This window comes from Pseudonocardia xishanensis (assembly GCF_039541715.1).
GTDB classification, from domain to species: Bacteria; Actinomycetota; Actinomycetes; order Mycobacteriales; family Pseudonocardiaceae; genus Pseudonocardia; species Pseudonocardia xishanensis.
This window is the reverse complement of sequence record NZ_BAABGT010000123.1, coordinates 126,984-137,616: the sequence shown is the minus strand read 5'-3', so window position 1 is coordinate 137,616 and position 10,633 is coordinate 126,984. Positions and strand designations below refer to the sequence as shown.

Here is a 10,633-nt window from a genome sequence, read left to right as displayed (position 1 = left end):
GTCAAGGCCGTCCTCGTCCTCATCCACGCCGGCTGAGGCCAAGTGGAAAGGGCTCATTGCAACTGCAAGAATACTACAGGAGCGAAGCAAACGAAGAGCTCTTCGATAGATACGAAGCTCTGAATGAATACTTTGAATCAGGCGGTGCCGATGGCGTATTTGATTACCTTGATCGAGAACATCGTAGCTATCGCGCCCGCTTCGGACCAAACTATTGGCGAACCGCATTCTTCGCTGGGTTGAGCCGAAGTGATGAGTTCTGCCGCGGAGCTTTCCGAGACTTATTGAAGTAAGGCCCGCAATACTATCTGGTCATCTTGCACCCCTTAACCGCCTCGGACAGAAGCCTGCGAGCCATTATTGTATCGCGGGCAACGTAGGCGCAGATCTCCGCTTCTGCATGAGCAGCATCGTGCGAAGATCTTTGTCGAGTCCAGCAGTGTGATTTTAGAGTGTCTGGCCAACTAGAGGCCGAGAGCAATCGCGCAGCAGATCGCAAGCAAAATCGTATTTGCGTCGCTCAGCCTCCACGTAAGCATAGAGGTTCGAGCGAGAAAGCTGTCGCAGTACGTCCGAAACGCATTGCGACAGAAATAGGTGTTCTGCGGATTCCGCCATAGGCCCTATGTTGCTGGCGCCCGAATCGCGCTGCCGCCCCTGCCGCCTACCACGTGGCTGACGGCGTGGACCTCACCGAGGGCCAGCCCTACACTCAGTCGGGTGGCACTTCGAGCAAAGTACGAGGGTCGTTATGGTGCGTGTAAGGAGCCGATCGAACTGGGAGACTTCATCCGGCGCGGCATACTCGGCTTCATCCATGATGGCTGCGGGGAGCATGGTGAAAGCGGCCTCGATCGCACCGACGACGGGATAGCACCAGCGGACCGGTGGCAGATAGATGACACGCCGTTATAGATCTACGGCGTGGGCACCTCTAAACGCTGACATTGCAGCTCGTCTTCGCTTGCCGGGCGCGGTCGCTGCCGGTCGGCGCACCAGATCGTGTCGTCGTGATGCGGACCGGTGCCGATGCTCGTGATGCTTTCTTGGTGTCTTGCGGCACGGCTGATCTCGCAACGCTGGGACTCATGCGGCATCCCGTCGACGTGGCGTAGCCCGACCGCGGTGGTCCGGGGGGGGCGGCTCTCGACAGCCGCCGCAGCACCTGCCGGTCAAGGGCGTTCCAGCCTCGGTGTCCGACGGACCGCGGGCGTTCCTCATGCTTACCGTACCGTCATTCGGGCCCGTGCAAGCCCGCTAGTTCACCTGCCGCGGGCACGTCACCTGCGGCTCTGGCAACCGCCACCACATCGACGACCGCGCATTGGCACCGCCCACGGCCCCGAGCCCTACGACTGCACCAGGCGGTGCTGTAGCAGGCCCGCCGCGGCGAATCCGAATCACTCGTTCCGCTGCTGGTCCCCGCCCACACCCGCCGAGGACGTGCCAGCACCCGACTGCGTTGACCAGTAGCTCCACCGGGGCGGGCCGGTCGAGTTTGAGCGTGTCGGCCCTGCGTTGGGCAGTCTCACCGTTCTGGGCCGACAGTTCGGGCTCGGGCCACAGCGAGCCGGTGTCCTGCTCACGTTATTAGCAGATATCGGGCTGATCCACCTCACCCCGACGGAGCACGGATCAAGGCCGTCCGCTCGCCCTGCTGCGCTCAGGCAGCTCGCTGCTCTTGCCGCCTCCGGCATGCGCTCCGGCATGCCATCACCTTTGGCCGCGCCCGACCCGGGGACACCGCAATAGAGGTCGACCTCACTGTGTCCCGCAGCGGCACCGTCACCCTCGGCGGACAGCTGTTCGTCGCCGCAGAGATCCTCGGCGGGACCTCCGCGTGTTGGCAGATCCCCTTCACGACAGAGCTCCGCGGCGAGGTTGTCGTCGAGATGGTCCCGTCTTCCCGCTGGCGAGGTGCGGGGCCCGCGTCAGCGAGCTATCGAGACATGGCAGTTACTCGAACGAACCCGCTGAATGTCGCAGTCCGGTCGTTCAGTCCAACCAGCACCCGATTAGCGTCGGGGTCAGACCCGCGAACGCCCCGTTCGCGAGTCCTCCGTCGCGCCCTCGCGACCGCGGAAGGGAACCTTCTGCATATCTTGCTCCGGCGATTCCTGTGAGTTCAGCATGGCTGAACCCGCACGCTCATCCCTGCACGGTGACACCGGCGGCATCGCCTCGGATAATGATCATGAGAGGCTCCTGCGCCAGCACGTCATGCGCAGGTCGCGTACACCCTGGCGAGTCGTTCGCTTTCGGGCCATGCACCTGCGATGCGATTGGCTGCGGAGCCCGCGGGCGAACGGAGGCCACCCCGGCCCCGGCGACCGCGAGGACGGAGGGTCCGGTGCCCAAACAGCCCGGAGAGAACCCCACGCAAGAGCAGGTCACTGCCCCGAACGGTGTCGCGTGGACGAGGGCCCCCGGCGGCACGACGAGCGGCCATCAGCTGCTGGAGGCGCTCAACGGGATCTCGGGGATCTACGGCGACGTTCCGCGCCGCTGGAACTGGTGGGAGGAAGGCCGCCAGCGGCGGGAGCACGACCGCCACATGGCCGTCCTTGAGGAGTGGGACAACGGCGCTGAGGAGTTGCCTCCGGACGAGTCTGAAGCCCGGATGAAGGCGTGGTCGGACGACTTCGACAAGCGGTACGAGGAGGAGCGGCGACGCCGGGCTCAGCTCGCCGCTGACACCTACGACGAGGAGCGGGCGTCTCAGCGGCTGCAGTACCTCCGGGACACGGCGGACGCCGCGTTCTTCGGCCACGTGCTGCGCAAGCCCGCCAACGCCGCCCAGCGCGACGGCGCGGCGCGTCGGGAAGCCGAGGCACGCGCATCCGCCGCGGAACTCCTGCACACCATCGGCGATCCCGAGCAGGTCATCGACAAACGTGGCTACCTGCCCTCGGAACGCCGCGCGACCAACCTCGGCGCCCACACCGACTACTGGCGCCACCGCCTCCTTCGGGAGTGGTCGACGAAGGATAGGAGACAATTCAACGCCCTGCTGAAGATGCCGCCGCCGAGTCCTGACGACATGTGCTCAGAATGTGAGGCTCCCGCGGAGTGGCACGAGTACGACATCTCTGTGCGGTTGTTCCATCCCCCACCCGCACCGGGCTCCCAGGCAGAGAAGATCGCTCAACTGATGCCCGGCTGGTGGGAGCGCTGCCCGGCCTGCACGGCGTACCGGATCGGCCATGTCTGGGGCGGCAGTCACGCCCTGCCCGACTTCGACGGCGGGCAGTGGGTCGCCATGCTGCCGCCGCTCCTGCGCACCCTGTTCACATCCGAACCGCCGAAGGCCCGGAAGAAGCGGGCGCCGAAGCCGAAGCCGCTCGCGACGATCCCGCCGGGTCCGATCGACGAGGTGATGGCGAGGCTCGCGGAGGCGAAGGCCGCGCACCCGGATGCCGAGGTGCGGACAGGAGCCGGGGGCGTCCTGGAACTCTGGAACCCCTGAGCCCTCGTTCGCGAGGCCGGGCCGAACGACGACGAACGACGACGACGACAGCCACCGTCGGCAAGGGTTCAGAGGCGTTGAAGCCCCGACCCCGGATGGAGGAATCCCAATGAACGACAGGCTCTGGGGTGTGAAGGACGTCGCCGATTTCCTCGGCGTCCCCGTCGCGACGCTGTACCAGTGGCGCCAGCGCGGGTACGGACCGAAGTCCAGGAGGGTCGGGCGCTATGTGCGCTACGAGCCGAGCGCCGTCCGAGCGTGGTTCGAAGCACAGCCTTGAGGTGGCAGGCAGAAGACCCAAGATCAGAATCAATTGTAGATCATGGGAGTAAACTGGGAGTTGATCTCCGAGGCGATCAACTTGAGGCCCGTGATACGGTGCCTGACCTTGGGGTTTTTGCTCCTCCGACTGGACTCGAACCAGTAACCCTGCGATTAACAGTCGCATGCTCTGCCAATTGAGCTACGGAGGACCGCTGACCGTCGGCGGCGTCCCGCTGACCGGCAGGAGAGACAGTACAACACCCCCCACGCGTCCCTTCCGACCCCCCTCCCCCGCACCCGCGGCCGTCCCCCGGTGGTGGTCCTGGGGCAGGATGGAGGGGCCGTCGAATTCCGCCGTGGAGGATCACGATGCTGAAGTTCCTGCTGGGTGCCGCGATCGGCTACGTGCTCGGCACCAAGGCCGGCCACGAGCGGTACGAGCAGCTGCACCGGACGTACCAGCGCATCGCCGACCATCCGGCCGTCCAGGGGGCCGCCGGCGTCGTGCGGGCCCGGGTCGAGGAGGTCGTCAACGGGCCGCGGCAGGAGCACGGCCGCTGAGCCGACCGCCGAAGGGCGCGGGGATCTTCCTGCGCCGCGTCGCGATCGACGACGAGACCGCGGATTGGGGCCGGTACCCCTTCGCCCTGCCGGTGATCGCCGCCCTGCGCGGACGACGGCTGGAGTTCGGTCCCGGCGTGACGTTCCTGGTGGGCGAGAACGGGTCCGGCAAGTCCACCCTGGTCGAGGCCCTCGCCGTCGCGGCGGGACTGAACCCCGAGGGCGGGTCGCGGCACTTCCGCTTCGCGACCCGGTCCACCGAGTCCGTGCTCGGCGAGGCGCTGACCGTCTCGCGTGCGCCGGGCAGGGAGCGGTCCTCGTTCTTCCTGCGCGCCGAGACCTACTACAACGTCGCGTCGGAGATCGAGAGCCGGGGCATCGAGCTGGAGCCCTACGGCGGCGTCTCGCCCCACGAACGCTCCCACGGGCAGTCCTTCCTGGACCTGCTCACCCACCGCTTCCGCCCGCAGGGCCTCTACCTGCTCGACGAGCCCGAGGCCGCCCTCTCCACGCAGGGCCAGCTCGCCGCGCTCGCCCGGATCCAGGAGCTCACCCGCGCGGGCTCGCAGTTCCTGATCGCCACACACAGCCCGATCCTCACCGCCCTACCCGGCGCCCGGATCCTGCAGATCGACCCCGACGGCGGCCTGCACACCGTCGCCTACGACGACTGCCTCCCGGTCCGCACCACCCGCGACTTCCTCGCCGACCCCACCCGCACCCTCCGCCACCTCCGCTGAGCCCGTCCGACAACGACGCCGCGGTGTCGGACTCGCGGGGTGGGGTGTCGGACTCGCGGGACTCTCCGCGAGTCCCCCGGTTCCGACGCCCGAGTCGGACGGGTCAGGTCGTGGGGGTCGTGCGGAAGGTGCGGCGGTAGGTGGTCGGGGAGACACCCCGCTCCGCCTGCAGGTGCAGGCGGAGGGAGCCCGCGGTGCCGAAGCCCGCGCGTTCGGCGACGTCGTCGACCGGGAGGTCGGTCTCCTCCAGCAGCGCGCAGGCCCGCTCGATCCGCTGCCGCGCCAGCCACTGCCCCGGCGACGTGCCCATCTCCTCGCGGAAGCGACGGGTGAAGGTGCGGGTGCTGGTGGACTCCCGGGCCGCGAGCTCACGCAGCGACACCGGCCGGTGCAGGTTCTCCAGGGCCCAGGTCCGGGCCCGGCCGGTGGAGGAGACCGCGGGCTCGGGCAGCGGTCGTCGGACGTACTGGGCCTGGCCGCCGTCTCGGTGCGGCGGGACGACGGTCCCGCGCGCGACCTCGTTCGCCACCGCCGACCCGAAATCCGACCGGACCATGTGCAGGCAGAGGTCGATGCCTGCGGCCACGCCCGCGGAGGTCAGGACGCCGCGGTCGTCGGTGTAGAGGACGTCCGGGTCGACGTGCACGGCGGGGTACTGCGCGCGGAACCGGTCGCAGGAGCGCCAGTGGGTGGTGGCGCGGCGACCGTCGAGCAGGCCCACCTCGGCGAGCACGAACGAGCCGGTGCAGACCGACGCGATCCGGGCGCCCTGGCGGATCCCCGCCAGCGCGGTGCGGACCTCCTCCTGCAGCGAGCCCGGCACGTAGTCGAGGTCCGACGCCGGGACGATCACCGTGTCCGCCTCGGCGAGGATCTCCGGGCCGTGGTCGACCCGGATCGCGAAGTCGGTGTCGGTGCGCACCTCGCCGGGGCTGGTCGTGCAGGTCCGGACCTCGTAGAGCCGCTCGCCCGCGGCCGAGCGGGCCTGCCCGAAGATCCGGTGCACGATGCCGAGCTCCATCGGCAGGCACCCGTCGCGCACGAGCACGGAGACACGATGCATGGCCCGATCCTCGCACATCATGACCATCGGGCCATTGTCGTGGCCCGGGCGGCTTCGCAGGATGGGCTCATGGACGTTCTCTGGGTCGTCGCCCCTCCGGATCCGCGGTCGCTGACCGCCGCACTCGCCGCCGAGGGCGTCGCCGCGCTGCGGGCGTCGGGGCACACCGTCGAGGTCTCGGACCTGCCCGCGATGAGCTGGAACCCGGTCGTCACGGCCGCGGACTACGGCACCGAGGGCAGGCTGCGGGTCTCCGCCGCCGCGGGGGCGGCGTTCGCCGAGGGCACGCTGCCCGCGGACGTCGTGGCCGAGCAGGACAAGCTCCGGCGGGCGGACGTGGTGGTGCTGCACTTCCCGATGTGGTGGTTCTCGATGCCCGCGATCATGAAGGGCTGGGTCGACCGGGTGTTCGTGAGCGGCTTCGGCTACGGCGTCCGCGCGCCCGAGGGCCACACGCGGCGCTACGGCGACGGGATCCTGGCGGGCAAGCGCGCCCTCGTCGTGACGTCGACGGGTGGGCCGGCGTCGGCGTTCGGGCCGCGCGGGGTGAACGGCGAGCTCGACGAGCTGCTGTTCCCGATCCTGCACGGCACGCTGTTCTACGCGGGCGCGACCGTCCTGGCGCCGCACCTCGTCCCGGGCGCGGACCGGTTCACCGAGGCCGACGCCGCGCGGGCCGCCGCCGATCTCCGGACGCGGCTGGCGGGTCTGGAGACCGAGACCCCGCTCCCCTACCGCGTGGAACGCGCTGAATACGAGCGGTTGGAGCTGCGCCCGGAGGTCGCGCCGGGTGAGACCGGGCTCCGTGCACACCTGCGTGAGGGTGTGATGACCGAGCCTCGCGGAGATCATCAGGCCCTGACGCGGCTTCCTGCATGATCGAAGCTGCGTCGGGGTCTGATGATCACCGCCGGGGGCGGGGCTACGGGAGCTGCGCGACCGCGAAGATCCGGCGGAAGGGGAACCAGGTGTGGCCCCCGGCGTCCGCGGGATAGGCCTCGCGCAGGCGCGGGGCCAGATCTGCGGTGAAGTCCGCGTACTCGGCCGCGGAGAGGGCGTCCCGCACCGGGCGCAGGGCGGTGCTGCTGATCCAGTGCAGCACCGGGTCCTCGCCGGTGAGGCGCTGCACGTAGGTCGTCTCCCAGACGTCCGCCTCGGCGCCCGCCGCAGCGAACAGCGCCGCGTACTCCGCGGGCTCGCCCACCCCGGCCTCGCCACGCAGCCTGATCCCGCGCTCGGCCGCGAGCGAACGGGCCAGGGCGTGGGAGGGGGCGGCGAAGTTGCCGGGGACCTGCATCGCGAACGTCGCCCCCGATGGGAGGGCGCGAAGCCAGCTCGGGAGCAGCGTGCGGTGCGACGGCACCCACTGCAGCACCGCGTTCGTCACGACGACGTCCGTGTCCGGCTCGGGCGCCCAGTCCTCGACCGCCTGCCGGTGGGCCGGGATCCCGGCCGCCTGCGCGGCGGCGACCATCTCCGCCGAGGAGTCCAGCGCCTCGAGCACCGCCTCCGGCCAGCGGGCGGCCAGCAGCGCGGTCATGTTCCCGGGGCCGCAGCCCAGGTCCACGACGCGCCGCGGCGCCACCGCCCGGACCCGGGCGAGGAGGTCGTGGAAGGGGCGGGCGCGGTGGTCGTCGAAGTCGAGGTAGAGCGCGGGGTCCCAGGTGGTGCTCACGAGTCGGGCCGGATCTGGCGGACCGTGCCGTCCCGGCCGGGGACGCGGCGTTCGAGCATCCAGGCCTCCCGCCCGTCCGGCATGCGGGCGCGCTCGCGGGACACGATCGACTGCGTGACCCGCTCGTGCACGGCCTTGGGCACCTTCCCCGGCTCGCCGAGGGCGAAGCGGCGGGGCGGCCCGTCGTGCAGCAGGAACGCCTTGCCAAGGTCCTCCTCGGTGGCGACGACGACGGTCATCGCCCCGTCCGCCCAGGTCGCCTTGGACACCAGGTGCCAGCTCGTCCGGTCCTCCGCGCCGGGGAACCAGATCCCCCGGTTGGTGACGACGAGGTGCCCGCCGGAGCGCACCTCGGCGCTCGCGACGACGTGCTCGGCGGGATCCAGCTCACCGGCGAACCCGGGAGGCAGCTCCTCGCGGCCCAGCAGCCGCCCGAGGAACGTCACCGGTGCGCCCCGCTCGCCTGCTCCCGCAGCGCGATCTTGTACTGCTCCAGCGGGACGAGGTCGCCGAACAGCTCGTTGTAGAGCTCCGGGTCCTCGGTCGGGTTGGTCCGTTGCAGCCGCGACTTCACCTCGGCGATCTGCGCCTCGACCAGCGCGAGCTTGACCCCCGCCAGCACCGACCCGACGTAGCGCGCCTCGTCCACCAGCTTGCGCGGCAGCTCCAGCGGCTCCACCGCCAGCTCGGAGAGCAGCTTGCGCTCCTCCGGCCCGCACTCCGCCCCGACGGCCTCGATCCACGCGGTGCCCTCGAGCCCCGCGCACACCCCGCCCGCCTTCTGGATCGCGATGTGCACCGCGGCGAACGCGGGATGGGTGAAGACCTGCTCGGGCAGCTCGTCGTAGGCCGGGCCCGCGATGACCGGGATCTGCAGCGCGGACTTGATCGCCTCGCGCTGCAGGTGCAGGCGGGGATCGTCTCGCGGCGGCGCGGTCGGGGCCGCGCGGCGCTTGCGCGGTGCGCCGCCGCCCGCCTCCTCGCGGACCCGCCGGACGACCATCGCGATGTCGTCCCAGCCGACCCAGCCCGCCAGCCTGCGCGCGTACTCGTCCCGCAGGTCCTCGCGCTTGATCTTCGCGACGATCGGCACCGCCCGCTGCAGTGCCTGGATGCGGCCCTCGGCGTCGTCCAGCTTGCAGTCCCGCAGGATGGAGCGGATCGCGAACTCGAACAGCGGCTCGCGGCGCGCCACCAGGTCCCGCACCGCGGTGTCGCCGTGCTCCTGGCGCAGCTCGCAGGGGTCCTGGCCGTCCGGCGCGATGCAGACGAAGGTCTGGGCGGCGAAGGACTGCTCGCCGTCGAAGGCCTTGAGCGCCGCCGCCTGGCCCGCCGCGTCCCCGTCGAAGGTGTAGATGACCTCGCCCTTGTCGAACGAGTCGTCCCCCATCAGCCTGCGCAGCACCGAGATGTGGTCCGTGCCGAAGGCCGTGCCACAGGAGGCGACGGCGGTGGGCACGCCCGCGAGGTGCATGGCCATCACGTCCGTGTAGCCCTCGACGACCACGACCTGGCGGCGCTTGGCGATCTCCCGCTTGGCCAGGTCCAGTCCGAACAGGACGTGGGACTTGCGGTAGACCGGGGTGTCCGAGGTGTTGAGGTACTTGGCCTCGATGCCGTCGTCGTCGAACAGCCTGCGGGCGCCGAACCCGACGACGTCTCCGCCCAGGTCCCGGATCGGCCAGACCAGCCTGCGGTGGAACCGGTCGATGTGGCCGCGCCTGCCCTGTTTCGCCAGCCCGGCCTTCTCCAGCTCGTCCAGCGTGAAGCCCTGCGCGAGGAGGTGCTTGGTGAGGTTGTCCCAGCCTCCGGGGGCGTAGCCGCAGCCGAACCGGTCCGCCGCGTCCGACCCGAACCCGCGAGCGGTGAGGAACTGCATGGCCGCGGCGCCTTCGGGGGTGCGCAGCTGCGCGGCGTAGAACTCGGCCGCCTTCTTGTTGGCCTCGAGCAGCCGCGAGCGCGTGCCGCGGTCCCGCTGGACCGACGAGCTGCCGCCCTCGTAGGTGAGTCGGACGCCGCACTTGTCCGCCAGCCGCTCGACCGCCTCGACGAAGCCGATGTGCTCGATCTTCATCACGAAGTCGATCGCGCTGCCGCCCTCGCCGCAGCCGAAGCAGTGGAAGGTGCCGTGCGTGGGCCGGACGTTGAACGACGGGGTCTTCTCGTCGTGGAAGGGGCACAGGCCCTTCAGCGACCCGGCGCCGGCGCGACGGAGGGCGACGTAGTCCCCGACGACCTCTTCGATCCGGCTGCGGTCGCGGACCTCCGCGATGTCGCTGTCCCGAATCCTGCCCGCCACGGGGGCGAGTCTAGTGCTCAGCTGAAACGGGTGGCGCTCCGCTGGCCCGGGACCGCGACGGCCACCGCGGTGCGCTGCATCGGGAGGACGAGCTGCGCTTCGCGGACCAGGGTGGCGCGACCGCCCGCGCCCTGGACCGGGACCTCGATCTCCGGCTCGTCGGCCGGGGTCCCGGTGGCGGGCAGGATGCCGACGGCGTCGCCGGGCAGGTCCCGCCGCCGCGGCGCGGGCAGCTCGGCGAGCAGCGGCGCGAGGGCGACGGTGAGCAGCAGCACGATCCCGGCAGCCGCGCCGGTCACGGTCAGCGTGTCCGAGAGGATGTTCATGACCCCTGAATCTGCCCGGGGAACCTGAGCGTTACATCAGACGGCGGTAGGAATCGCCCGTCATTCGGACGAGTGAACGACACGCCGACGCGACACACCCACCAGCAGGACGCAGGCCACCCCGATCTGCACCGCGAAGCCGGCCATCTGTGCGACGGCGTCCGCGGGGTCGAACCCGTGCAGGTGCAGCGCCCCCGCGACCTCGCCCCTGGTCACCCACGCAGCCTGCGATGTCCGCG

11 protein-coding genes and 1 tRNA gene are annotated in these 10,633 nt (G+C 70.3%); 5 read left to right on the top strand and 7 right to left on the bottom strand.

What is annotated here, in order from left to right:
• Positions 1-2,350: 2,350 nt before the first annotated feature.
• Positions 2,351-3,466: a hypothetical protein gene (locus ABD993_RS36325; RefSeq protein WP_345428902.1), complete on the top strand. Its 1,116-nt coding sequence runs from the start codon at positions 2,351-2,353 to the stop codon at positions 3,464-3,466.
• Between the two features lie 109 nt (positions 3,467-3,575).
• Complete coding sequence (locus tag ABD993_RS36320; protein WP_345428900.1) at positions 3,576-3,746, top strand: helix-turn-helix transcriptional regulator; 171 nt, start codon at positions 3,576-3,578, stop codon at positions 3,744-3,746.
• Positions 3,747-3,866: 120 nt separating this feature from the next.
• On the opposite strand, the gene ABD993_RS36315 is transcribed toward ABD993_RS36320, so the two are convergent.
• Positions 3,867-3,939 (bottom strand) — tRNA-Asn (locus tag ABD993_RS36315).
• Positions 3,940-4,099: 160 nt separating this feature from the next.
• On the opposite strand from ABD993_RS36315, the gene ABD993_RS36310 reads away from it, so the two are divergent.
• Together ABD993_RS36310 and ABD993_RS36305 are read left to right on the top strand one after the other, a co-directional pair.
• Positions 4,100-4,291 carry a hypothetical protein gene (locus ABD993_RS36310; protein ID WP_345428898.1) on the top strand — a complete coding sequence of 64 codons (192 nt, stop codon included), beginning with the start codon at positions 4,100-4,102 and terminating at the stop codon, positions 4,289-4,291.
• A 92-nt stretch (positions 4,292-4,383) separates the two neighbouring features.
• Positions 4,384-5,031, top strand: coding sequence for an AAA family ATPase (locus tag ABD993_RS36305; protein ID WP_345428896.1), 648 nt, complete (start codon positions 4,384-4,386; stop codon positions 5,029-5,031).
• A gap of 103 nt (positions 5,032-5,134) precedes the next feature.
• Here ABD993_RS36305 and ABD993_RS36300 read toward each other — a convergent pair whose 3' ends face one another.
• A complete protein-coding gene (locus ABD993_RS36300) occupies positions 5,135-6,121 on the bottom strand; it encodes a GlxA family transcriptional regulator (protein ID WP_345428894.1) in 987 nt (328 codons plus the stop codon).
• A 42-nt stretch (positions 6,122-6,163) separates the two neighbouring features.
• Here ABD993_RS36300 and ABD993_RS36295 point away from each other — a divergent pair, with 42 nt between their 5' ends.
• On the top strand, positions 6,164-6,973 hold the full coding sequence (locus ABD993_RS36295; RefSeq protein ID WP_345428892.1) for an NAD(P)H-dependent oxidoreductase: 810 nt from the start codon (positions 6,164-6,166) through the stop codon (positions 6,971-6,973).
• Positions 6,974-7,016: 43 nt separating this feature from the next.
• On the opposite strand, the gene ABD993_RS36290 is transcribed toward ABD993_RS36295, so the two are convergent.
• From ABD993_RS36290 to ABD993_RS36270, 5 genes are read right to left on the bottom strand one after another with little or no spacing between them, the layout of a single operon-like run.
• Positions 7,017-7,769 (bottom strand): trans-aconitate 2-methyltransferase, encoded by a 753-nt coding sequence (locus ABD993_RS36290; protein WP_345428890.1) that lies wholly within the window; start codon positions 7,767-7,769, stop codon positions 7,017-7,019.
• Complete coding sequence (locus tag ABD993_RS36285) at positions 7,766-8,215, bottom strand: hypothetical protein (RefSeq protein WP_345428888.1); 450 nt, start codon at positions 8,213-8,215, stop codon at positions 7,766-7,768. The genes ABD993_RS36290 and ABD993_RS36285 overlap by 4 nt, the downstream gene beginning before the upstream one ends.
• Positions 8,212-10,068 (bottom strand): DNA primase, encoded by a 1,857-nt coding sequence (dnaG, locus tag ABD993_RS36280; protein ID WP_345428886.1) that lies wholly within the window; start codon positions 10,066-10,068, stop codon positions 8,212-8,214. The genes ABD993_RS36285 and dnaG overlap by 4 nt, the downstream gene beginning before the upstream one ends.
• Before the next feature lie 17 nt (positions 10,069-10,085).
• Positions 10,086-10,394, bottom strand: coding sequence for a hypothetical protein (locus tag ABD993_RS36275; RefSeq protein WP_345428884.1), 309 nt, complete (start codon positions 10,392-10,394; stop codon positions 10,086-10,088).
• A 60-nt stretch (positions 10,395-10,454) separates the two neighbouring features.
• On the bottom strand, positions 10,455-10,610 hold the full coding sequence (locus ABD993_RS36270; RefSeq protein ID WP_345428882.1) for a hypothetical protein: 156 nt from the start codon (positions 10,608-10,610) through the stop codon (positions 10,455-10,457).
• Between the last annotated feature and the right edge of the window lie 23 nt (positions 10,611-10,633).